The sequence below is a fragment of the Arthrobacter sp. Soil763 genome, assembly GCF_001428365.1.
Classification (GTDB): Bacteria; Actinomycetota; Actinomycetes; order Actinomycetales; family Micrococcaceae; genus Arthrobacter.
This window is the reverse complement of sequence record NZ_LMSH01000002.1, coordinates 972,948-995,192: the sequence shown is the minus strand read 5'-3', so window position 1 is coordinate 995,192 and position 22,245 is coordinate 972,948. Positions and strand designations below refer to the sequence as shown.

General features: G+C 68.7%; 19 protein-coding genes. 6 read left to right on the top strand and 13 right to left on the bottom strand.

Annotated features, from left to right (window positions below; all coding sequences use genetic code 11):
• Positions 1 to 4: 4 nt before the first annotated feature.
• Entirely contained in the window at positions 5 to 433 is a 429-nt protein-coding gene (locus ASG71_RS08255; protein WP_056738158.1) for an HIT family protein, read from the bottom strand.
• On the bottom strand, positions 430 to 1,602 hold the full coding sequence (locus tag ASG71_RS08250) for an NAD(P)-dependent alcohol dehydrogenase (protein WP_056738157.1): 1,173 nt from the start codon (positions 1,600 to 1,602) through the stop codon (positions 430 to 432). Before ASG71_RS08250 ends, ASG71_RS08255 begins: the two co-directional genes overlap by 4 nt.
• Before the next feature lie 572 nt (positions 1,603 to 2,174).
• On the opposite strand from ASG71_RS08250, the gene ASG71_RS08245 reads away from it, so the two are divergent.
• Positions 2,175 to 2,828 carry a LysE family translocator gene (locus ASG71_RS08245; protein WP_056738156.1) on the top strand — a complete coding sequence of 218 codons (654 nt, stop codon included), beginning with the start codon at positions 2,175 to 2,177 and terminating at the stop codon, positions 2,826 to 2,828.
• A 27-nt stretch (positions 2,829 to 2,855) separates the two neighbouring features.
• On the opposite strand, the gene ASG71_RS08240 is transcribed toward ASG71_RS08245, so the two are convergent.
• On the bottom strand, positions 2,856 to 3,941 hold the full coding sequence (locus tag ASG71_RS08240; RefSeq protein WP_157366303.1) for a CU044_5270 family protein: 1,086 nt from the start codon (positions 3,939 to 3,941) through the stop codon (positions 2,856 to 2,858).
• A complete protein-coding gene (locus ASG71_RS08235; RefSeq protein WP_082574964.1) occupies positions 3,938 to 4,465 on the bottom strand; it encodes an RNA polymerase sigma factor in 528 nt (175 codons plus the stop codon). The genes ASG71_RS08240 and ASG71_RS08235 overlap by 4 nt, the downstream gene beginning before the upstream one ends.
• Positions 4,466 to 4,567: 102 nt before the next feature.
• Between ASG71_RS08235 and ASG71_RS08230 the strand changes: the two genes are divergently transcribed.
• A complete protein-coding gene (locus ASG71_RS08230) occupies positions 4,568 to 5,983 on the top strand; it encodes an HNH endonuclease signature motif containing protein (protein WP_082574962.1) in 1,416 nt (471 codons plus the stop codon).
• Between the two features lie 28 nt (positions 5,984 to 6,011).
• On the opposite strand, the gene ASG71_RS08225 is transcribed toward ASG71_RS08230, so the two are convergent.
• Positions 6,012 to 6,872 carry a sulfurtransferase gene (locus ASG71_RS08225; RefSeq protein WP_056738153.1) on the bottom strand — a complete coding sequence of 287 codons (861 nt, stop codon included), beginning with the start codon at positions 6,870 to 6,872 and terminating at the stop codon, positions 6,012 to 6,014.
• Between the two features lie 48 nt (positions 6,873 to 6,920).
• Between ASG71_RS08225 and ASG71_RS08220 the strand changes: the two genes are divergently transcribed.
• Entirely contained in the window at positions 6,921 to 8,015 is a 1,095-nt protein-coding gene (locus tag ASG71_RS08220; protein WP_056738152.1) for a PLP-dependent cysteine synthase family protein, read from the top strand.
• A 12-nt stretch (positions 8,016 to 8,027) separates the two neighbouring features.
• On the opposite strand, the gene ASG71_RS08215 is transcribed toward ASG71_RS08220, so the two are convergent.
• Positions 8,028 to 8,684: an MBL fold metallo-hydrolase gene (locus tag ASG71_RS08215; RefSeq protein ID WP_056738151.1), complete on the bottom strand. Its 657-nt coding sequence runs from the start codon at positions 8,682 to 8,684 to the stop codon at positions 8,028 to 8,030.
• Positions 8,685 to 8,786: 102 nt separating this feature from the next.
• Here ASG71_RS08215 and ASG71_RS08210 point away from each other — a divergent pair, with 102 nt between their 5' ends.
• Both ASG71_RS08210 and ASG71_RS08205 read left to right on the top strand, forming a co-directional pair.
• Positions 8,787 to 9,260, top strand: coding sequence for a Fur family transcriptional regulator (locus ASG71_RS08210; RefSeq protein ID WP_056738150.1), 474 nt, complete (start codon positions 8,787 to 8,789; stop codon positions 9,258 to 9,260).
• Between the two features lie 42 nt (positions 9,261 to 9,302).
• Positions 9,303 to 10,166 carry a hypothetical protein gene (locus ASG71_RS08205; protein WP_056738149.1) on the top strand — a complete coding sequence of 288 codons (864 nt, stop codon included), beginning with the start codon at positions 9,303 to 9,305 and terminating at the stop codon, positions 10,164 to 10,166.
• Here ASG71_RS08205 and ASG71_RS08200 read toward each other — a convergent pair whose 3' ends face one another.
• From ASG71_RS08200 to ASG71_RS08170, 7 genes are all read right to left on the bottom strand, one after another.
• The gene (locus ASG71_RS08200) at positions 10,167 to 11,060 is read right to left on the bottom strand and encodes a hypothetical protein (protein WP_157366301.1); all 894 of its coding nucleotides are present in this window, start codon (positions 11,058 to 11,060) and stop codon (positions 10,167 to 10,169) included.
• A gap of 32 nt (positions 11,061 to 11,092) precedes the next feature.
• Entirely contained in the window at positions 11,093 to 11,980 is an 888-nt protein-coding gene (locus ASG71_RS08195) for a metal ABC transporter permease (protein ID WP_056738147.1), read from the bottom strand.
• Between the two features lie 2 nt (positions 11,981 to 11,982).
• Positions 11,983 to 12,798: a metal ABC transporter ATP-binding protein gene (locus ASG71_RS08190; RefSeq protein ID WP_200947952.1), complete on the bottom strand. Its 816-nt coding sequence runs from the start codon at positions 12,796 to 12,798 to the stop codon at positions 11,983 to 11,985.
• A 63-nt stretch (positions 12,799 to 12,861) separates the two neighbouring features.
• Positions 12,862 to 13,827: a metal ABC transporter solute-binding protein, Zn/Mn family gene (locus ASG71_RS08185; protein WP_056738145.1), complete on the bottom strand. Its 966-nt coding sequence runs from the start codon at positions 13,825 to 13,827 to the stop codon at positions 12,862 to 12,864.
• A gap of 98 nt (positions 13,828 to 13,925) precedes the next feature.
• Positions 13,926 to 14,987, bottom strand: a complete 1,062-nt coding sequence (locus ASG71_RS08180) for a hemolysin family protein (protein WP_056738144.1) — start codon at positions 14,985 to 14,987, stop codon at positions 13,926 to 13,928.
• A complete protein-coding gene (locus ASG71_RS08175) occupies positions 14,984 to 16,345 on the bottom strand; it encodes a hemolysin family protein (RefSeq protein WP_056738143.1) in 1,362 nt (453 codons plus the stop codon). Before ASG71_RS08175 ends, ASG71_RS08180 begins: the two co-directional genes overlap by 4 nt.
• A gap of 296 nt (positions 16,346 to 16,641) precedes the next feature.
• A complete protein-coding gene (locus ASG71_RS08170; RefSeq protein ID WP_056738142.1) occupies positions 16,642 to 18,108 on the bottom strand; it encodes a GuaB1 family IMP dehydrogenase-related protein in 1,467 nt (488 codons plus the stop codon).
• Positions 18,109 to 18,367: 259 nt separating this feature from the next.
• Here ASG71_RS08170 and ASG71_RS08165 point away from each other — a divergent pair, with 259 nt between their 5' ends.
• Positions 18,368 to 22,174 carry a multifunctional oxoglutarate decarboxylase/oxoglutarate dehydrogenase thiamine pyrophosphate-binding subunit/dihydrolipoyllysine-residue succinyltransferase subunit gene (locus tag ASG71_RS08165; RefSeq protein ID WP_056738141.1) on the top strand — a complete coding sequence of 1,269 codons (3,807 nt, stop codon included), beginning with the start codon at positions 18,368 to 18,370 and terminating at the stop codon, positions 22,172 to 22,174.
• The last annotated feature ends 71 nt before the right edge of the window (positions 22,175 to 22,245 follow it).

Genomic DNA, 22,245 nt, shown 5'->3' with positions numbered 1-22,245 from the left:
CAGCCTAGGCTTCCGGGACGTGGTTGCCGTGTCCTGCGGCCCGCAGGCCCTCGCGGAGCTTCTCCGCATTGGCGTCCAGCCGGGCCGGGTCCGGGTGCTGGTCCACGGTGCCGAAGTCGAAATCGGCCATCGACGTCGACGGCCAGACGTGCACGTGCAGGTGGTTGATCTCGTAGCCGGCCACGGTCAGGCCGGCCCGGGCGGCGTCGAACACGTCCACCTGCACGGCGCCGATCTTCCGGGCCACCTCCATCACCCGGCCGAGGACCTCCGGGGGCGCGTCGGTCCAGCGGTCCACTTCCTGGGTGGGAACCACCAGGGTGTGCCCATCGGCGAGCGGTCCCACGGTCAGGAATGCGACGACGTCGTCCTCGCGCCAGACGAACCGGCCCGGGATCTCGCCGTTGATGATCTTGGTGAACAGGGTGCTCATGCATCCGCCTTTTCCGCCGGGGACCCCAGGGTGCTGGCGTCCAGAACAAATCGGTACTTCACGTCGCCGGCGACCATCCGGTCGTAGGCCTCGTTGAGCTGGTCGACGCCGACCCCCTCGACGTCGGAGACCACGCCGTGCGCGGCGCAGAAATCCAGCATTTCCTGCGTTTCGGCGATCCCGCCGATCAGCGAGCCGGCATAGGCAATCCGGCGCCGGATCAAGGCCCCGGGGCTGACCGGCGGCATGGCTTCGGAGGGCAGGCCGAGCTGGAAGAGCGCCCCGTCGACGCGGAGGGTCCGGAAGTAGGGGTTGAGGTCGTGGGGCGCGGCCACGGTGTCGATGATGACGTCGAGGCTGCGGTCGGCGGCGTCCATGGCCGACGGGTCGGTGGACAGGACGACATGGTCCGCCCCGAGCTCGCGCGCCGCCGAGAACTTCCGCTCCGACGTCGTGAACACCGTGACCTCCGCACCCATGGCCTTGGCGATTTTGACGGCCATGTGGCCAAGGCCGCCGAGGCCCACGACGCCGACGGCGTCGCCTTCCTCCACCTCGAAGTGGTTCAGCGGTGAGTAGGTCGTGATGCCGGCGCAGAGCAGCGGCGCCGCCGCGGCCGGGTCCATGCCGTCCGGGATCCGCAGGACGTAGTTGCGGTCCACGACGATCGAGGTGGCGTAGCCGCCCTGGGTGGTGGCGCCGCCGTTGCGCTTGTCCTTGGCGCCGTAGGTGCCGGTGTTGCCGTTCTCGCAGTACTGCTCAAGGCCGTCGAGGCAGCTCTCGCACTCGCGGCAGGAGTCGACCATGCAGCCGACGCCGACGCGCTCTCCGACGGCGAAGTCGTCGACCGCGGTGCCGACCCGGGTGACCCGGCCGACGATTTCGTGGCCCGGAACCAGCGGGTAGTCGGGGCTGCCCCACTCCCCGCGGGTTGCATGCACGTCCGAGTGGCAGAGGCCGCAGAACTCGATGGCGATCTCGACGTCGTCGTCCTTGGGCGCGCGCCGGGCCACGGTCAGCGGCACCAGTCCGCTGTCGGGTGAGGTGGCGCCGTACGCGGCGGCGAGGGTGCCGCCTCCGGCGGTGCGGGCGTCGGCGGCGTTGGGGTCTGCGGTGAGGTCGGGCAGCGGCTTGCCGAGGGGCGGCGGTACGGGGCGTCCTGGAGTCATGGTTTGACGCTACCCCCGGGCCCGGTTCCTGTGCCACTTTGGGCCGGCACCGCACCGGCGCACGGGTCGTCCTGTAGCCTCGGGGCAACGAGCATGAGCCTGAGGGGGCAGCGTAATGAATCGTCGGTGGTCAGCCGTGGTTGCAGCGTTGGGTCTTGCCGTTCTGTTGGGAGGCTGCTCCGCTCCCGCCGGACCGGCTGTTTTCCAGCGTGAGGCTTCAGCACAGGACCGGCTGCCGGCCGGCAGCGAACCGCAGGACCCCGCGCTGGAGAACAGCCGGTTCCTGGCAGAGTCCGACGGGGTGCGGTACTTTGCCGCGCAGGCCGAAGGAGGGTCGCTCGCCTGCCTGCTGGTGGTTCCGGCCGGCAGCACGGATTTCGTCGCCGGTTGCGGCAACACGATTACGGCGGGGCCGATCGTGTCCGTTTCCGGGCGGGGCGTCTTTTCGGCGACGCTGGTGGCCGATGGTTTCGACACGACGGAACTCCAGGTCCAGGGCTGGCGGAAACTCCAGGGCAACCTCCTGGTCGGCCCGCGATTGCCCCGGCGTCGTCTCGTCTTATTCTTGGACGGTGACCGTTACCCAGGCTTTGCTGTCTTTTGCCGTCGTTGCCGGATTGTTGACGCTGGTGCCCGGCATCGACACGGCGCTGGTGCTGCGCTCGTCGATCTCCCGGTCCCGCGGCTACGCCTTTGCCACCGCCGTCGGCATCAGCACCGGCGCCATGGTGTGGGGTGTGGCCGCGGCGGTGGGGGTTTCCGCGCTGCTGGCAGCCTCCGAGGTCGCCTACCGGGTCCTCACCCTGGCCGGCGCCGGCTACATGATCTGGCTCGGTTTGTCCCTGATCTGGAAGACGCTGCGCAAGGGCCCTGAAGCGGCCGCGGCGGTTGCGGATCCACCGCCGGCGGTGGATCCGGGGCGGGACCTGGTGCGCGGCTGGCTCACGGGCGCCGGTACCAACCTGCTCAATCCCAAGGTCGGCGTCTTTTACATTGCCACCATCCCGCAGTTCATCCCGGCCGGCACCTCTCCCCTGCTGATGGGCGTGCTGCTGGCCGGAGTCCATTGCCTTTTCAGCATGGCCTGGTTCACGCTGCTGATCTTTGCCACGGGGTACGCATCCCGGTGGCTGAAGAACGCCCGGAGTATCCGGGTGATTGACCGGATCACCGGAACGGTGCTGGTCGGTTTCGGGCTCAAGCTTGCGCTGGAGCCCGGCCACTAGGTGACCGCCCTCCGTATGCCGCGCGAGCTAGGGTGCCGTGTTGCTGACGGACGTTTCAATCGCGGTCCAGGTCGTTGCTGTTCCCGCGGGAAATCCGATTTGGGCTTGGGAGAGGACAGACCGTTCGCCGATCAACAGACCCGTCTTGGGGTCGATGATGAGCTCCTGACGTGTTTGAGCCGGGCCTTCCTCGAGGCGTCCGATGGCCACCCCGGTGCGGCCGTCCAGGTTGGCTTGGCCTTCGGTGACTGTCACCCCGGGGATCATCGCCGCGGCCTTGTAGAGAGCCGCCCGCAGGTCGGCGGGCACCAGCCCGGTCCTGAGGAGGTCCGCTATGAACACGAGCGCTTCACCGTCAACCGACTGGCCTCGCCCCAGGGTTTGTTTGTAGATGCTGTTCAGCAGCCGGTAGGGATCGCGGGGCGGCTTCGATAGGTCCGCAGCCGTCCACGAGCCGGGGCCTCCGTAGAACGCCCCGCTGCGTGCGCGCAGCAGCTCCGGGGAAGGCTTAATGTCCTGCTTCTGGGCGTACGCCTTGGACTTCGCGTCGAAGAAGGTCGTGGGGACTCGCCCTGAGCGCTGCCACACCCACTCCCCGGACCTGTCAGCGGGGATATACATGTCGGATTTTTCGGTATCGAGCCACCGATACTCGGATCCGTCTTGCTCCGAGGTGTACGAAGCCCAAACATTGGTGCTTTTGATCCGCAGGTACTGGCCGGGTAAGACCTTCGGATCAGTCGTTTTGATGGTCATTTGGGCAGCATTGTTGAGAACTTCCGCAGCCTGGGCGGTGGCTCCGCCCCTCCAGCCGGCAAGGCCAATGACATCTCCCGCGATCAACGCAGCGACCACTGCCGCGGCTGCCGCCGACATCAGGATGATCCGTGCACGGCGCGGGCGACGTTCGGAGAGCTTCGTTGGCGCCGGGTACGTGGATGTTTCGCCCGGAACGGCGATACCGTCGGCTTCCGGAAGCACCTCAGTGGCCGGCTGCATTGCCGCCAGGGAGCGATTACGGCTCCGGGCCAATTCGTCGTCGGTGATGTGTGCTGCCGGATCAACAGATGACAGCTGACGCCGGATCCGGTCTGCGGTTGAATTCGTATTCATAGCTCTGCACCCTCTGCCTGTGGCTGTGTCTGAATGAGGTGGCCCAATGCCTTGCGTGCCCTGTGAAGTCGCATCCTGACGGCCGTGGCACTCGTATTGAGCAGGTCGGAGACTTCCCGGGGCGTGAAACCATCCCAGTAGGTCAGGAGCAAAACTTCGCGGTCGTCCGGGCTGAGCCGTTCGAGGGCCTCCTGGACGGCCGAATCCTGGGCGGGCGCTGAGTCCCGGCGTTCGGCCCGGAGAGCACCGAGGAGGTCTGCTGATCGGGACGCGGAGCGGTCGTGGTTCCTGAGGACGTTCTTAGCCACGCCGAAAAGCACCATGACGGACAGTTCGCCGCTACCGGCCAGCTTCTCCCAGGCGATCCTGAAAACCTCGGAACAAAGATCTTCTGCGGTGGCGGCGTCCGCTGTTCTGCGTCGAAAATAGCGGTAGATGCGGTCATGGCTGGCCGTATGCGCCGCCAAAAAACGCTTTTCCCGTTCCAAATTTCCGGGATCTCTCCGGACTGCTTGCAAGCTCATACCCCGTTAATGTCCGGCATCACCGAAAGTGTAACGACAGGGCTCAACAACTTGTTGGCTGGCCGGGCCAATAATGTCGTACCCCGCAGCGACACTTGAACCATGGACGGCAAACAGGGGTCCGAGCTGGATCTCATGGCAGGCGGGACGGTCGCTGGCCTGCGCTTGATCCTGGCCGGGATCCCGGCCCCGGCCAGCGCCGCGGACCTCATCGACGAAACCCGCGCCTTGGAGGACCTCAAAGCCGCCCTGTCCGCACGCCAGGCGCGGAACGCCGTCGCGGTCGACCTGGCGAGGCGCGCGGAGCAGGCTGCCGCCGGGATGCCCGCGGACAAGCTCGGTGCCGGGGTCGGCGCCGAGATCGCCTTGGCCCGGCGGGAATCCCCCGCCAAAGGCTCCCGCCTCCTGGGCCTCGCCAAAGCGCTAGTGACCGAAATGCCGCACACCCTCGCCGCCCTGGAAACCGGGTACCTCAACGAATGGCGCGCCACGCTGCTGGTCCGGGAAACCGCAGGCCTCACCGCCACGGACCGCACCGCCGTGGACGAAGAACTCGCCCCCGACACCGGGACCTTCGACGGCGCCGGTGACCGGACCATCACCGCCGCCGCGAGGGCGGCCGCCTACCGCCGCGACCCCCGCACCGTCACCGAACGCGCCGCCCACGCCGCGACAGAACGGTACGTCAGCGTCCGCCCCGCACCGGACACCATGTGCTACCTCACCGCCCTGCTCCCCGCACCCCAAGCCGTTGCGGTCTACGCCGCCCTCACCAGGCACGCCGACACCGCCCGCTCCGACGGAGACCCACGCTCACGCGGCCAACTGATGGCCGACACCCTCGTCGAACGCACCACCGGAACGCCCGGCGGGATCAGCGGCATCGGCATCCAGCTCGTCTTGACCGACCGCACCCTGTTCCAAGTCGACAGCGAACCCGCCCGCCTCCAGGGCTACGGCGTTGTCCCCGCCGGATGGGCACGGGCCCTCCTCACGAACGAGGGCAACGAAACAGAGATCACAACCTGGATCCGCCGGCTGTACACCGCCCCCGCCCCCGGAGAGCTCACCGCCATGGACTCCCGCGCCCGCATCTTCCCCGCCGGGCTCCGCCGCCTCATCCAGGCCCGGGACGACACGTGTCGCACGCCCTACTGCGACGCCCCCATCCGCCACCTGGACCACATCATCCCCTGGCACACCGGCGGACCCACGAGCCTCGACAACGGCGCCGGGCTCTGCGAGCACTGCAACCACACGAAAGAAGCCCCCGGCTGGAACGCCCAACCCCGACCCGGACCAGGGCGGCACACCCTCCAACTCACCACCCCAACCGGCCACACCTACCACTCCACCGCCCCACCCCTTCCCGGCACCAGCATGGCGGGGCCGGCCGGGCAGCTGCCTTGGGACGCAGGAGTGCCGACACCGCCGCCGGGTCCGCGCCGCAGCCGGAGCCTCAGGCACCGGGCCAGGATCGCGATCAGCGCCCGGGCGGCCGGGCAGCCGGCGGCCTGACCGGCCGCGTGGGGACGGGTGAGCGGGCTCAGCCTGCCAGGGCGCCGTCGCCCTCGGGAGCCGCGCCGGTCACCACGTCGTTGGAAGGATCGGTGGACCACTCCGAAAACGACCCCGGGTACAGCGCCGCGGGGAAGCCGGCGATCTCCAGCGCCGCGATCTCGTGGGCGGCGGTGACCCCGGAGCCGCAATACACGGCCGTGGGCAGGTCCGCCCTGACGCCCAGGGAGGTGAACCGCTCGCGCAGCTCGTCCGCGGGGAGGAAGCGTCCGTCCGGCGCCAGGTTGGCGGTAGTCGGGGCGCTGACGGCACCGGGAATGTGCCCGGCGCGGGGATCGACCGGTTCGATTTCGCCGCGGTACCGTTCGCCGGCGCGCGCGTCGAGCAGGAGGCCCCGCCCGGACCACACGGCCGCCTCGGCCGCCCCGATCGCCGGCATCGCCCCGTCTGAGAGCACCACGTCGCCGGTCTCGACCTCCGGTTCGCCACTTTCGACGTCGAACCCGGCCGCCTGCCAGGCGCCCAGGCCGCCGTCGAGCAGGCACACTTCGGTGAAACCCGCATTCCGCAGCATCCACCAAAGCCGGGCAGCCGCGAGGGTGCCGCTGTCGTCATACGCCACCACCACGTCCCCGTTCCGGATGCCCCAGGAACGCGCCGAGCGCTGGAACTCGTCCACTGCAGGCAGCGGATGGCGGCCGCGGGCGGGATCGGCGGGGCCGGCAAGTTCGGTGGGCAGATCCACGAAGACTGCACCGGGAAGGTGCGCCGCGAGGTAGTGCTCCCGGCCGTGGGGGTCCCCCAGCGCCCAGCGCACATCCAGCAGCACGGTCCGTGCCCCGGCATCCATCCGGTCCTTCAGTTCGGCCACAGTCATCAGGGTCTCCATGCGCCCACTCTAACGGCGGCCCCGCACGCCCGCGGGTAGGCTGGGGCGGTGAGCACAGCGCGCGAGCACGACCGGACCTGGGCCGACGAAGCCATCCGCCGGATCAACGCCGAGAACAACCGATCCGCCGACACCCACCTCTATTCAGTCCCCCTGCCGGAGCACTGGGGTGTCCGGCTGTATCTCAAGGACGAGTCGACCCACCGGACGGGCAGCCTCAAGCACCGGCTGGCCCGCTCGCTGTTTCTCTTCGGCCTGGTCAACGGCTGGATCCGGGAGGGCACCACCATCGTGGAAGCCTCCAGCGGCAGCACCGCCGTCTCCGAGGCCTACTTTGCCCAGCTGCTGGGGCTGCCGTTCATCGCCGTGATGACGCGGACCACCAGCCGCGAGAAGATCGCACTGATCGAGCAGTTCGGCGGCTCCTGCCACCTGGTGGACCACGCCTCCGAGGTCTATGCCGCCGCGGAGGACCTCGCCCGCCGCACCGGCGGCCATTACATGGACCAGTTCACCTACGCGGAACGGGCCACCGACTGGCGCGGGAACAACAACATCGCCGAGTCCATCTTCGGGCAGCTGGCGCTGGAAGAGTTCCCGGTCCCGCGCTGGATCGTCGTCGGCTCAGGCACCGGCGGGACCAGCGCCACGATCGGGCGCTACCTGCGCTACCAGCGGCACGAGACCCGGCTCGCCGTCGTCGACCCGGAGAACTCCGCGTTCTTCCCCGGCTGGCTGGCCAGCCGCGACGGCGGTGCGGCGGCGGAGGCCGCCGGCCTGCCGTCCCGGATCGAGGGCATCGGCCGGCCGCGGCTGGAGCCGAGTTTTGTCCCGGCCGTGATCGACCACATGATCCAGGTGCCCGACGCCGCCTCGGTCGCGGCGATGCGCCACCTGCGCGACCACGCCGGGCTGCACGCCGGCCCGTCCACGGGCACGAATCTGTGGGGTGTCTGGCAGCTCATCGCCGGAATGATCGCCGAGGGCCGCCGCGGCAGCATCGTTTCGCTCATGTGCGACGGCGGGGACCGCTACGCCGGGAACTACTACAGCCCCGAGTGGCTGCGGGCCCAGGGCCTGGACCCGGCACCGCACGAGGCAACGATCCGGAACTTCTTCGCTACCGGCGCCTGGCCCGCCTAGACTGCGGCAACACTAGACGTCGACCGTATCGCCGCTGGAGAGGTGCCGGTACTCGGTGCCGTACTTCGCGCCGATGCGGGTCACGTGCCCTTCCACCAGGCCACGGCCGGCGTCGTTGAGCAGCGCATCATGGATCGGGAACGCCCGCGGGGCACGCACGCCGATGACAAAGTCCACGACTTCGCCGACCTTGTTCCAGGGTGCGTGGATCGGCACCAGCAGGGTCTGCACCCCGATGCCGTCCGGGACCGCGAAGGAATCCCCCGGGTGGTAGACGTTGGAGTCCACCAGGAAGCCGACGTTGGCCACGACCGGAATCTGCGGATGGATCAGTGCGTGCTGGCCGCCAAAGCTGCGGACCGCAAAGCCGGCCGCGTCGAACTGTTCCCCTGCCGCCACGGTGTGAATCCGGTCCGCGGCTCCCGCCGCCTTCTGGCGCAGCTGGGCGGCGACGCCGTCGGGAGCCCAGAGCTGCAACTCCGGCGCCGCGAGCAGGGCGCCGGACACGGCGTCGACGTCGATGTGGTCCGCATGCTCGTGTGTGATCAGGACGGCGTCCGCGCCCGCGAGCGCCTGCTCCGTCTCCGAAAACGTGCCGGGGTCCAGCACCAGTGACCGCCCGTCTTTCTCGAGGCGGACGCAGGCGTGGGTGAATTTGGTCAGCTTCATCGGGCCAGCCTAGGGCGCCCTCCGCCGCAGTGTCCACGATGCCCGGCTGGTAATCTGGAACCCCTCCCACGTCCAGCCAGACCCCAGCGAAGCGAGTTCCCCATGTCCCACGGCGCCACCTCCGACGCCAGCCGGGCGCCGTCCGCCGCCGGCACCAAGGACCAGCCCGCCGGCAAGGAACAGCGCGTTACGAAGCAGCGGCTGGCCGTCAGCGCGGCCCTGGATGAACTGGCCGATTTCGTCAGCACCCAGGAGCTGCACCGGATCCTGCAGGAGCGCGGCACCTCGGTGTCTCTGGCCACGTCCTACCGGATCCTGCAGTCCCTGGCCGACGAGGGCCTGGTCGATGTGCTGCGGAACGCCGACGGCGAGGTCGTCTACCGGCGCTGCGCTGTCACCGGGCACCACCACCATCTGCTCTGCCGCAACTGCGGCAAAGCCGTCGAGGTCGAAGCGCCAGCGGTCGAGGCGTGGGCCGCCAGGATCGCCGCCGAACACGGCTTCACCGCCGTCGAGCACACCGTGGAGATCTTCGGGCTGTGCCCCGAATGCACCGCCCTGCGCGCTGGCAGCTAGCGCACGCCCTTATTAGGGACGCCGCCCCTTAGGATCAGGTCCATGAGCGACCTGGATGGCGAGCGGGCCCGGATCCTGTCGGAGTTGACTGACCGGGTGTGGGCTGAATACCGGCTGCATACGGCGGAAGAGGACCGGCTTGCGGCCGAGCGGTCGGCCGCTTTTACCGAGGAAAGACTCTTGGCCCTCGGAGTGACGGCGGAACGTCGCCGCGAAGCAGCCCGGTTTTCAGCGTGGCTGCGGGAGACGGAGCGCAACCATAGAAGGGCCCAAATAGCGGAGGGGCTAAAGGTTTTCGGCACGTTCTCAACGGAAACCCTGACAGCCTTTGACCGGGACCTGCGGTCCGACGGACCCTTTGCAGCGGCGATGGAAATCAGCCTGCACGACGGCACCCCGCATCCGAGCCGCTGGCATAGGCATGGAAGGACCGGTAGCCTCGTGTGCGGCATTCAGTCCAAGTTCTCGGGCGAGCGCTTCATCCGCGACTTCCTCACGTTTCAGCCCTACAACTACGAAATTATCCTGGACGCGTACCGTGCCCTGGGACTGCCCGGGTCCGTCGGCCTCAAGGAGTTGGCTGCAGAAAAGTACTCGCTGTCCGCGGTCGAGGACCTCCTGCTCATCGGAGAGGCCCTCCGCACGGTCCAGCGCCACCGGCAGCAGGGCCTGGTGATAGACACCGGTTACGGAGCGGGGGACGAGATGCATGAACGATGCAAGCATCTCCAACATCTGACACCCCATTTCGCCCGCTGGATCCTCACCGAGTCGCCCTCGGACGCGGAACTCGTGACGAAGCTCTTCATCGGACGAGGGGGCGTTTTCGGGCTGACCCTCGAAGGGCTGTCCGCCGACGAGTTCCTCCGCGTCCTACAGCACTACCGCGGACTCCGAAGCTGCTAGTTAGTCCTGCCTGAAACGGATCTGGCCGCGCTCGTTGGTGAGCACCAGCCCGGCGGAGTCGAGCCGGTAGACCATCGGCTGTGTGAAGAACGACGTCGCCCAGCGCCGCTGGTCCGACGCCGGGCCGGCGCAGCCGTCGGCCGATTCGACCAGCCGGGACGCGTCGGGAACGACACCGATGTCATCCACGGCGACGGGCACATTCAGCACCCCGCACGGCATCCGGACCACCAGCACCGATGTCCCGTTCCCTTGGTCGAACGCCACATGCAGCGGCGTGGACGTCAGCCAGGACAGGTTCTGGCCGCGCGCGTACCCCGACGTTGAAGTGAAGGAGTGGCAGGCCAGCCCCGCGCCGGAGCATCCGGCGGCCGGCGGCGGGTTCAAGGACGGAGTCATAGACGGCCGGGCCGTGGCGGATGTGCCGGCGGTGGGGTGCGCCCCAGGGCGGAGCGGCTTGGCGGCAGTGCTCGAGCTGCTGCCCGGCCGGTACGTCGATTCCCCCATCACCAGGGTCCAGTGGTCATCGCTCCAGGAGATCAGGTAGCGGACGGCCTCCGCCCCTCCGGCCCGGGTGGCCGTCACGTCGGCGACTTCGGGGAAGTCGTTGCTGATCCCGAGCTGCCAGGAGTCCGGCGCCCAGCCCCGGGCCGTCTCGACCAGCTGCTGGGCCTCGGGCCGCGGGTTGGACATCACCGGGTCCACCAGGGCTTCAACCCGTTCCACGGACCCGGAGGTCGCGGCGGCCATGACGCTGCGGGCGAACTCCTCGCGGGTGGACAGGTCCGGCTGCCGCGGCTCCGCGAGGCAAGCCGAAACGGCCGGTACCAAAAGGATCGCCAGGGCGGCAGCGCCCAGCCACCGTCGCAGCAACGTTCTACAGTCTTCCCCCATGCCAGCACTGTACGGTCCGGCGGTGCCACTGCCTAGGCCGGTGCCTGCTCGGGCTGCATCGTCCGTCCGTTGGAGCCGCGCTTATCCCGGATGCCGCCGATGATCCGGCAGATAACGTAAATCAGGAAGGACAGCGTGGTCACGTAGGGGCTGATCGGCAGCCGGCCGCCGAGCGCCAGCAGGATGCCGCCCACGGTCGCCGTCACCGCGAACACCACGCTCAGGACAACCACCACCCGGGGCGACGAGCTGACCCGCAGGGCGGCGGCAGCCGGCGTGATCAGCAGGGCCAGGACCAGCAGCGCCCCGACAATCTGGATCGACAGGGCCACGCTCACGCCGAGCAGGAGCATGAAGCCCAGGGCCAGGCCCCGGACCGGGACCCCGCGCGCGGCGGCAACCCGGGGGTCGACGCTGGCGAAGGTCAGCGGCCGCCAGATCGCAATCAGGGCAAGCATGACGACGAGGGCGGCGACGGCCAGCACCTGCAGCTGCACGGTGCCGACGGAGACGATCTGGCCGGTCAGCAGGCCGAACTTGTTCGCGGCACGTCCCTCGTAGAGGGAGAGGAAGAGGATGCCAAGGCCGAGTCCGAAGGGCATCAGCACCCCGATGGTGGAGTTCTTGTCCCTGGCCCGGACGCCCATCAGCCCCAACAGCAGGGCGGCCACCACCGAGCCGGCGAGCGAGCCCAGGACGACGTCGGCGCCCACCAGCAGCGCGAAGGCGGCGCCCGCGAAGGACAGCTCGGAGATGCCGTGCACGGCGAAGGCAAGGTCGCGTTTCATCACGAACGTGCCGACCAGGCCGCCGAGCAGTCCCAGTACGGCGCCGGCCCAGATGGAGTTCTGCACCAGGGCGAGCAGCTCGCCGTAGTTTTCGAAGTTGAAGATTGCGTGGAGCAGGCTGTCCAGGTCCATTGTTAGCCCACTTCCCCGGCGACTGCGTGTGCGTCTTCGTGGTGGTGCGTCGTGGCGTCCGGCAGTCCGACGACGATCAGCCGCCCGTTCGCCCGGATGACTTCCACGTGGCTGCCGTAGAGCTCGGACAGCACTTCCGTGGTCATGACTTCCTCGGGCGTGCCCAGCCGGAAGCGGCCGCCGGCGAGGTAGAGCACCCGGTCCACGTAGTCCATGATCGGGTTGATTTCGTGGGTCACGAACACCACGGCGCTGTCCTGTTCGTGGCACTGCTGGTGGATCAGCGCGCTCACCGCCTGCTGGTGGTGCAGGTCAAGGGAGAGCAGAGGCTCATCGCAAAGCAGCACCTTGGGATCGGTGGCGAGGGCCTGGGCGACCCGCAGCCGTTGCTGCTCGCCGCCGGAGAGCTTGCCCACTGGAACCTTGGCGTAATCCTGCGCGCCCACCTCGGCGAGCAGGCCGTCGATCCGGCGGCGCACCGCGCCTCCGCCGAGCCGGATCCCCCAGCGGTGCCCGTCCACGCCCAGGCCCACCAGGTCGCGGGCCCGCAGGGGCGTGTCCGGGTCAAAGGATTCCTGCTGCGGGACGTAGCCGATGCGCCGGCTGCCGCGCGCGATCGGCCGGCCGTCCAGGACGGCGGTCCCGGCGCTCAGTTCCTGCAGGCCGAGCAGGACCTTGAGGAAGGTGGTCTTGCCGCTGCCGTTGGGCCCTAGCACGGCAAGGAACTCCCCCGGATTGATATCCAGGTCCAGGCCCTCCCACAGCGTCCGGTTGCCGAACTTCAGGGCGGCGCCGCGCAGGCTCACTACGGGTGTCAACTGGGTCTTCCTCAATTCCCGGGGGCCGGTGCGGCCACGCCGATGCGATTATCTTAGGCCCGGTCAGCCCAGGGCCTTGGCCAGGTTGTCCACGTTGCCGGTCATCCAGGCCAGGTAGCTCTTGCCCTCGGGCATGGTTTCGCTGAAGTCCACCACGGGGACGCCCGCGGCGACGGCGGCGTCCTTGAGCGCCCGTGTCTGGGGCCCCTCGGTCTGCGGGTTGTAGGCCAGCAACCTGATCTTCCCGGACTTGACGACGTCGACGGCGGAGCGCAGTACCGCCGGCGGCACGTCCGAGCCCGCCTCGATGGCCGAGGTGTATTCGGCCGGGGTCCGGTTCTCCAGTCCGGCCGCCTCGAGCAGGTAGAGCGGCACCGGCTCGGTGACCGCCACGCCGCCGTGGGCGGCCGCCGTTTTCAGCCCGGCGAGCCGGGTTTCCAGGCCGCCGAGCTCCTTCTTCAGGGCGTCGGCATTGGTCCGGAATTGACCGGCCGCGGACGGCTCCAGGGCGCCCAGCCTGGCGGCCAGGACGTCGGCCAGCCGGATCATCGCGGCCGGGCTGTACCAGACATGTTCGTTGAAGCCGGCCGCCACGTGGTCATGGCCGTGGGCGTCCGCGGACGACGGGGCCGCGCCGGAGTCCGCCGGAGCGCTCGCCAGCCCCAACGCGTCGACGGCGTTGACCAGGTTCTTCGCGTCGAGGCCGGTGTCCTCGGCGAGCTTGTGCAGGAAGTCGTCGTAGCCGCCGCCGTTTTCGACCACCAGCTCGGCCTTGGACACGGCCAGCTTGTCCTGGGTGGTGGCCTCGTAGGAGTGCGGGTCCTGGCTGGTGCGGTTGATGATCGAGGTGACCTTGACCTTGTCCCCGCCGATGCTGCTGATGAGGTCGCCGTAGACGCTGGTGGAGGCCACCACCTCAACGGTGCCGTCACCGGCACCGGGGCGTTCGCCGCCGGCCCCTGTGCCGCAGGCGGTCAGGAGCAGGCTGCTGAGCCCGGCCAAAAGGAGGGCGGTGGCGGATCGGCGCACGGGAAACCTCGGATCTGTTATTGAGAAGCGTTAGCAATACAACGAGTCTAACCCTAAATGGGAATCATTCCTATTTAGGGATAGACGCGTCGCGCTTGCTAGTCCTGTCCGAGCCGGCGGTAGCCGGTGGCCTGGGTGGCGTCCCGGATTTCGCCGACCAGTTGCTCGATCACATCCTCCAGGAACAAGACTCCCTGGGTGTGCCCGTCGGGTCCGATCACGCGGGCCAGGTGCGAACCGGTGCGTTGCATGACGGACATGGCCTTCTCGATCTCGTCGTCCATGGCCAGGTTGGCCAGCGAACGGATCCGGCTCTCCGCGATCGGATGCTGGTAGCCGGCGTCGGAGATCGAGAGCACATCCTTGATGTGCAGGTAGCCGGCGAGCATCCCCTCGTCGTCGAGCATCGGGAACCGGGAGAAACCGGTCCGGCTCACCGCCTTCTCGAACTCCTCCGGCGTCGTGGCGGCCTTGAGCATCACGAGCTTGCCCAGTGGAACCATCACCTGCGAGGCGGTGTGTTCGGAGAACTCGAGCGCACCGGTGATGAGTCCGGCGTCGTCGTCCACCAGCCCGTGCCGCGTGGACTCCTGCACGATCGACTGCACTTCCTCAAGCGTGAAGGAGGAGTTGACCTCGTCCTTCGGCTCGATCCGCATCAGTTTCAGGATGTGGTTGGCCGACCAGTTGAGGGCCACAATCGCCGGCCTGACCGCCCGCGCGATCAGCATCAGCGGCGGCGCCAGCAGCAGGGCCGCCTTGTCCGCGACCGACACCGAGATGTTTTTGGGCACCATCTCGCCGAAGGTGACATGCAGGAACGTGACCACCAGCAGCGCGATGGCGAACGCGGCGACGTCGGCCATTTCCACCGGCACGCCGAGCCCCTCCAGCGGCACCGCCAGCAGGTGGTGGATCGCCGGTTCGGCGACCTGGAGGATCAGCAGCGAGCACACCGTGATGCCCAGCTGGGCGCAGGCCAGCATCAGCGAGACGTTCTCCATGGCGCGCAGCGTGGTCTGGGCCCGCTTGGATCCCGCCTCCGCGAGCGGCTCGATCTGGCTGCGGCGGGCGGACATGACGGCGAATTCCGCCGCCACGAAGAAGGCGTTGCCGACCAGCAGGATTGCGAGCCAGAGGATTCCCATCCAGTCGCTCATGCCGCACCGGCCTTTCCGGCGGTGTCGATGCGCCCGTTCGTGCCCGCCGGGGGTTCGTGTTCCGGCGGGGCGGGGTTGAAGCAGATCCGGTCGATCCGGCGCCCGTCCATCCTCGTCACGCTGAGTTGTCCGCCCCCGACGTCGACCGTGTCGCCGACCGCGGCGATGCGCCCGAGCTGACTCATGACGTAGCCGCCGACCGTTTCATAGGCGGCTTCGTCGGGCACGGTCAGCCCCGGGATCTGTTCGGAGAGTTCGTCCGGCCGGAGCAGGCCGGGGAAGTACCAGTCCCCCGAGGCGCTCTGCAGCAGCCCGGGCCGGACCTTGTCGTGTTCGTCCGCGACTTCGCCGACGATTTCCTCCACCAGGTCCTCGAGGGTGGCGATCCCGGCGGTTCCGCCGTACTCATCGAGCACGACGGCGAGCTGCAGGTTTCCCTCGCGCAGTTCGGCCAGCAGCCCGTCCAGGTGGATGGTCTCGGGCACACGGAGCACCTCGGTCATGATCGCCCCGGCTTCCAGGTTGGCGCGGCGGTCGGACGGGACGGCGATGGCTTTCTTGACGTGCACGACGCCGCGGATGTCGTCCGAGGATTCGCCGATCACCGGGAACCGGGAGTATCCGGTGCGCTTGGCGGCTTCGACGATGTCCGAGACCGGCTGGTGGCTGTCGATCGTTTCCACCCGGATCCGGGGCGTCATCACGTCGGCCGCGGTCTGGCCGGAGAACTTCAGGGTCCGGGAGATGAAGTTGGCGGTCCGTTCGTCCAGGGTTCCCATCGCGGCCGAGCGGCGGACCAGCGAGGCGAGCTCGGCCGGGGTGCGGGCCCCGGAGATCTCTTCCTTCGCTTCGAGGCCGAAGACGTTCAGGACCTTGTTGGAAAAGCCGTTGAGCACGATGATCGCCGGCTTGAAGACGGCGGTGAAGACCAGCTGCGGCCTCGCCAGCGCCTTGCCCACCGGGAAGGACAGGGCGATCGCCATGTTCTTCGGGACCAGTTCGCCGATCAGCATCGACAGCAGGGTCGCCAGCGCCATGGCCAGGACCAGCGAGACCGAGGTGGCCGCCGCGTCCGGCAGGCCCAGGGCCGTCAGCGGGCCCTCGAGCAGCCGGCCGACCGAGGGTTCCATGACGTAGCCGGTCAGCAGCGTGGTCAGGGTGATGCCGAGCTGGCAGCTGGAAAGCTGGGTGGAGAGCGACTTGAGGCATTTCAGCAGCGGCGCGGCGGCGGTGTCGCCGTTGTCCACCGCGCGCTGGACGGTGGCCTGGTCAAGGGCGACCAGGGAGAACTCGACGGCGACGAAGAAACCGGTGCCGAGGATAAGGAGCACGCCGGCTCCGAGTAACAGCCATTCCATTTAGCGGCCCGCCTTGCAGTGGCGAAGGGCGCGGCGCTGGAGCGGCTGCCGGGGGAAACGTCCCGGCGGAGGATGGTCAGCAGCGGCCGACCCTGTTTCCTGTCGGGCACTCTGTCCGTGGAACGATGCGTTCCGGGCTACGGAGCGGTGATGGGCGCGTGAACGGGGTTTGCCGGCTCTGCGGGTGGACTGGGCGGGAACTTCCGTTCCGCGCTGACAGCCCCCAGGCCGGCACCTAGATTTACTGTCCATAAGGATTTCAGTCTACAGGCAGAGCCTGCCCGCCACCGCGGCACTCACCAGCTTTGCGGGACCGGCCGGCCCTCCTCATACCCGGCGGCGGACTGGATGCCGGCCACGGCCCGCTCCCGGAACGCGGCCAGGTCCGCGGCCCCGGCGTAGCTCATGGAACTGCGCAGCCCGGCCGTGATCATGTCCAGCAGGTCCTCGACGCCGGGCCGGGCGGCGTCCAGGTACATCCGCGAGGTGGAGATGCCTTCCTCAAAGAGCGCCTTGCGGTCCTTTTCAAACGCCCCCTCGCGCTGGTTGCGGTTCTGCACCGCGCGTGCCGAGGCCATCCCGAAGCTTTCCTTGTACTGCCGTCCGCCGGCGTCCTGCTGCAGGTCGCCGGGGCTCTCGTGCGTCCCGGCGAACCAGGAACCGATCATGACCTGGCTTGCCCCGGCCGCCAGCGCCAGGGCCACGTCGCGCGGGTAGCGGACCCCGCCGTCGGCCCAGACCCGGCCGCCGGCCTCGCGCGCGGCGGCCGAGCATTCCAGCACGGCGGAGAACTGCGGCCGGCCCACCGCGGTCATCATCCGGGTGGTGCACATGGCGCCCGGACCGACGCCGACCTTCACGATGTCCGCCCCGGCCTCGATGAGCTCACGGGTGGCTTCGGCCGTCACCACATTGCCGGCCACCACGGGAACGCCGGGGTCCAGCCTCCGGACCGCTGCCAGGGCATCGAACATCTTCTGCTGGTGGCCGTGCGCGGTGTCCAGCACCAGCACGTTGACGCCGGCGGCCAGGAGTTCCGCGGCCCGGCCGGCGACGTCTCCGTTAATACCGACGGCGGCCGCCACCTTCAGCGCGCCGGCGTCGTCCAGGGAGGGCCGGTACAGGGTGGAGCGCAGGGCCCCCTTGCGGGTCAGGACACCGGCCAGGGCGCCGTCCTGCTGCACCGGGGCGAAATCGGTTCCCGCGGCGTCCATGGCATCGAAGGCCCGGCGCAGGGCGGCTGCCCCGGCCTCCGCGCCGGCGCCGGCGTCGAAGTCGGCGGCGTCCAATACGAGCGGCTGGTGCCGCATCACCGAGGCCAGCGAGGCGAACCGGTCCTGGCCCTCAAAGTCGGCGGCACGGACGACGCCGGCCACGGCGCCGCCGTCGTCGAGCACCACCACAGCGCCGTGCGGCCGCTTGCCCATCAGGTGCAAGGCATCGACCACCGTGTTGGAGGAATGCAGGCTGACCGGCGTCTCGAAAAGCGTGTGGCGGGCCTTGACCCAGGACGTCACCTCGCGCAGGACCTCCAGCGGCACATCCTGCGGCAGGACCGCCAGGCCGCCGCGGCGCGCCATGGTCTCGGCCATCCGCTTTCCGGTCACTGCGGTCATGTTCGCGACCACCAGCGGGATGGTCGAGCCGGTGCCGTCATCCGCCGACAGGTCGACGTCGAGCCGGGAGGTCACCTCGGAGCGGGACGGCACCAGGAAGATGTCCGAATAGGTCAGGTCGGTGGTCGGTTCGCTCAGGAAACGCACGGCTGCTCCTCTTTAAAGGGGTTCTCAAATGCGATTCTAGGGCAGTCCCCGGCCGCGCCGGCGGCGCCTCCCGGAGCCGCGGCAGAGGGCCCGCGCGGCTCCCGGATGATTTGAGTCACGCTTATTGGCGGTTTGGCCGGAATCGTCACTAGACTGGCAAAGGTCTGGGTTCACTGGACGCGGAGAACTGGTTCGATTGACGTGCTGCGGCACCGTGGAAACCAGCGGGATTCAAACTCATGGAAGAGGCGTATTTCAAGTGCCAGAGCAGCCTAGCCACCGTCTACCCGATGAATTTGGCGGAAACGAGTGGCTCGTTGACGAACTGTACGAGCGTTACCAGCAGGACAAGAACACGGTAGACGCCAAGTGGTGGCCGCTCTTCGAATCCTTCGATGCCGGCGACAGTTCTTCCAGCAACGGAGCCTCGGCAACGGCTTCCAACCCGTCCACCCGCGAACTTCCCGTCGTCGCGCCGGCACCCGCCGCCGCTCCGGCAGCTCCCGCAGCCCCGGCACCCGCCGCCGCTGCCCCGGCCGCCGCGCCCGCCCCGGCCGCGCCCGCCGCGCAGCAGAAGGCTCCGGCCACCGTCGCCCGCGACGGTTCCAAGGCCGTCGAGCCCGGCGCCGGCACCCAGCCGATCCCGGCCCAGCTGCCCAAGAACGTCAAGGCCCCCACGGCACCCGAGGAAGACGTCGTCTCCGTACTCCGCGGCCCGGCCAAGGCCATCGCCGCAAACATGGTGACCAGCCTTGAGGTCCCCACCGCGACCAGCGTCCGGGCCATCCCGGCCAAGCTGCTGATCGACAACCGCGTCGTGATCAACTCCAACCTGGCCCGCGCCCGCGGCGGCAAGGTCTCCTTCACCCACCTGATCGGCTACGCCGTCATCCGGGCGCTCGCCCAGTTCCCCTCGATGAACGTCTACTACGACGAGGTCGACGGCAAGCCGGTCGCAGTCCAGCCCGCGCACGTGAACTTCGGCATCGCCATCGACATGCCCAAGCCGGACGGCACCCGCCTGCTCATGGTCCCGAACATCAAGAAGGCGGAGACCCTCAACTTCTCCGAGTTCTGGCACACCTACGAGGACCTGATCAAGCGCGCCCGCAACGGCAAGCTGACCGCGGACGACCACTCGGGCACCACCGTCTCGCTGACCAACCCCGGCGGCATCGGCACCGTCCACTCGGTCCCCCGCCTCTCCAAGGGCCAGGCCGCCATCATCGGCGTCGGCGCGCTGGATTACCCGGCGGAGTTCCAGGGTGCCAGCGAGAAGATCATCGCCCACAACGCCATCAGCAAGGTCCTGACGCTGACCTCCACCTATGACCACCGCGTCATCCAGGGTGCCGGCAGCGGCGAGTTCCTCAAGCTCGTACACCAGCTCCTGCTCGGCGCCCAGAACTTCTACGACGAGATCTTCGAATCCCTGCGCATCCCCTACGAGCCCGTGCGCTGGAGCCCGGACCTGCAGGTGGACCCGGCCGACGAGATCAACAAGGTCGCCCGGATCCAGCAGCTCATCCACTCCTACCGCGTCCGCGGCCACCTCATGGCGGACACCGATCCGCTGGAGTACGTCCAGCGCAAGCACCCGGACCTCGACGTCCTGACCTACGGCCTGACGCTGTGGGACCTGGACCGCGAGTGGCCCACCGGCGGCTTCGGCGGCAAGCCGATGCTGAAGTTCCGCGATATCCTCGGCGTGCTCCGCGACGCGTACTGCCGCACCACCGGCATCGAGTACATGCACATCCAGGATCCGGAGGAGCGCAAGTGGTTCCAGGACCAGCTTGAGCACCCCTACTCCAAGCCCAGCCGCGACGAACAGCTCCGGATCGTCTCCCGGCTCAACGCCGCCGAGGCCTTCGAAACGTTCCTGCAGACCAAGTTCGTCGGCCAGAAGCGCTTCTCGCTCGAGGGCGGCGAATCGCTGATCCCGCTGCTGGACGCCATCATCTCCGACGCCGCCGACGACGGCCTGGACGAGGTCGCGATCGGCATGGCCCACCGCGGCCGCCTGAACGTGCTCACCAACATTGCCGGCAAGACCTACGCCCAGGTCTTCCGCGAATTCGAAGGCACCCAGGACCCCCGCTCCGTGCAGGGCTCCGGCGACGTGAAGTACCACCTCGGCACCGAAGGCACCTTCACCTCGGACAACGGCAAGCAGACCAAGGTCTACCTCGCCGCCAACCCGTCCCACCTGGAAGCCGTGGACTCCGTGCTGGAGGGCATCGTCCGCGCCAAGCAGGACCGCCTGGACCAGGGCGAAACCTTCCCCGTGCTGCCGATCATGGTGCACGGCGACGCGGCCTTCGCCGGCCAGGGCGTGGTGGCGGAGACGCTGAACCTCTCCCAGCTCCGCGGCTACCGCACCGGCGGCACGATCCACGTCGTCGTCAACAACCAGGTCGGTTTCACCACCGCCCCGTCCTCCTCGCGTTCCTCCACGTACTCCACCGACGTCGCCAAGATGATCCAGGCGCCGGTCTTCCACGTGAACGGCGACGACCCGGAGGCCGTGGTCCGGATCGGCCAGCTGGCCTACGAGTTCCGCCAGCGGTTCCACAAGGACGTCGTCATCGACATGGTCTGCTACCGCCGCCGCGGCCACAACGAGGGCGATGACCCCTCGATGACGCAGCCGCTGATGTACAACCTCATCGAGGCCAAGCGCTCGGTCCGCAAGCTCTACACCGAAGCCCTGATCGGCCGCGGCGACATCACCGAGGAAGAAGCCGAGCAGCTGCTCCGCGACTACCAGGAACGCCTCGAACGGGTCTTCGCCGAGACGCACGCCGCCCAGACCTCCCCGATCCCGGTCATCACCGCGGACACCGGCGCGGTCTCCGACCTGGAGCTGCCGTCTGCCCAGCAGTCCGACACCGGCACCGGCGCGCCCGAATCCACCGCGATCTCGGCCGAGACCCTGGCCCGGATCGGCAAGGCGCACGTCGAGTTCCCGGAGGGCTTCACGGTCCACGCCAAGCTCAAGCAGCTGCTGGAGAAGCGTGAAGTGATGTCCCGCGAAGGCGGCATCGACTGGGGCTTCGGCGAACTGGCGGCCTTCGGCTCGCTGACCATGGAGGGCATCCCGGTCCGGCTTGCCGGCCAGGACTCCCGCCGCGGCACCTTCGTGCAGCGCCACGCCGTCTTCCACGACCGCGCCAACGGCGAAGAGTGGATGCCGCTGGCGAACCTCACCGAGGACCAGGCCAAGCTCTGGATCTACGATTCGCTGTTGTCCGAATACGCAGCCATGGGCTTCGAATACGGCTACTCTGTCGAACGCCCGGACGCCCTGGTGCTGTGGGAGGCGCAGTTCGGCGACTTCGTCAACGGCGCGCAGACCATCATCGATGAGTTCATCTCGTCCGCGGAGCAGAAGTGGGGCCAGCGGTCCTCGCTCGTGCTCATGCTGCCGCACGGCTACGAGGGCCAGGGCCCGGACCACTCCTCGGCCCGGATCGAGCGCTTCCTGCAGCTGTGCGCCGAGGAGAACATGATCGTGGCCAACCCCACGACGCCGGCCTCGCACTTCCACCTGCTGCGCCGCCAGGCGTACAGCCGGCCGCGGAAGCCGCTGATCATCTTCACCCCGAAGCAGCTCCTGCGCCTGAAGGCCGCGGCGTCCTCGGTCGAGGACTTCACCACGGGCACCTTCCGGCCGGTCATCCCGGAGCACGAGCAGCTGCAGGCCGACGCCGTCGACCGCGTGCTGCTGCTCTCCGGCCGGCTGTACTACGATCTGCTCTCCACCCGGCAGAAGACCGGCAACACCACGACGGCGATCGTCCGCGTCGAGCAGCTGTACCCGCTGCCCGCCGAGGAAATCGCCGCCGAGCTGGCCAAGTACCCGAACGCCGAGGTCGTCTGGGCGCAGGACGAACCGGCCAACCAGGGACCGTGGCCGTTCATCGGCCTGAACCTGCCGGACGCCCTGGACCGCCGCGTGCGGCTGGTCTCGCGGCCCGCCTCCGCATCCACCGCGGCCGGGTCGATGAAGCGCCACGCCGCCGAGCAGGACGCCCTGCTCAAGCACGCATTCGCACGTAAGTAGGTCAGGCTGCCCGGCCGGAAGTGGAACTCCACGACTCCGGCCGGGCAGCGTTGTTTAAACCGGCCTCCCGC

Excerpts from the sequence above, each read along its gene's own strand:
- ASG71_RS08175 (WP_056738143.1), bottom strand. The coding sequence starts at position 16,345 with ATGGAATGGCTGTTACTCGGAGCCGGCGTGCTCCTTATCCTCGGCACC.
- ASG71_RS08210 (WP_056738150.1), top strand. The coding sequence starts at position 8,787 with ATGTCCCACGGCGCCACCTCCGACGCCAGCCGGGCGCCGTCCGCCGCC.
- ASG71_RS08225 (WP_056738153.1), bottom strand. The coding sequence starts at position 6,872 with ATGGAGACCCTGATGACTGTGGCCGAACTGAAGGACCGGATGGATGCC.
- ASG71_RS08205 (WP_056738149.1), top strand. The coding sequence starts at position 9,303 with ATGAGCGACCTGGATGGCGAGCGGGCCCGGATCCTGTCGGAGTTGACT.
- ASG71_RS08250 (WP_056738157.1), bottom strand. The coding sequence starts at position 1,602 with ATGACTCCAGGACGCCCCGTACCGCCGCCCCTCGGCAAGCCGCTGCCC.
- ASG71_RS08255 (WP_056738158.1), bottom strand. The coding sequence starts at position 433 with ATGAGCACCCTGTTCACCAAGATCATCAACGGCGAGATCCCGGGCCGG.
- ASG71_RS08240 (WP_157366303.1), bottom strand. The coding sequence starts at position 3,941 with ATGAATACGAATTCAACCGCAGACCGGATCCGGCGTCAGCTGTCATCT.
- ASG71_RS08215 (WP_056738151.1), bottom strand. The coding sequence starts at position 8,684 with ATGAAGCTGACCAAATTCACCCACGCCTGCGTCCGCCTCGAGAAAGAC.
- ASG71_RS08180 (WP_056738144.1), bottom strand. The coding sequence starts at position 14,987 with ATGAGCGACTGGATGGGAATCCTCTGGCTCGCAATCCTGCTGGTCGGC.
- ASG71_RS08200 (WP_157366301.1), bottom strand. The coding sequence starts at position 11,060 with ATGGGGGAAGACTGTAGAACGTTGCTGCGACGGTGGCTGGGCGCTGCC.
- ASG71_RS08195 (WP_056738147.1), bottom strand. The coding sequence starts at position 11,980 with ATGGACCTGGACAGCCTGCTCCACGCAATCTTCAACTTCGAAAACTAC.
- ASG71_RS08230 (WP_082574962.1), top strand. The coding sequence starts at position 4,568 with ATGGACGGCAAACAGGGGTCCGAGCTGGATCTCATGGCAGGCGGGACG.
- ASG71_RS08235 (WP_082574964.1), bottom strand. The coding sequence starts at position 4,465 with ATGAGCTTGCAAGCAGTCCGGAGAGATCCCGGAAATTTGGAACGGGAA.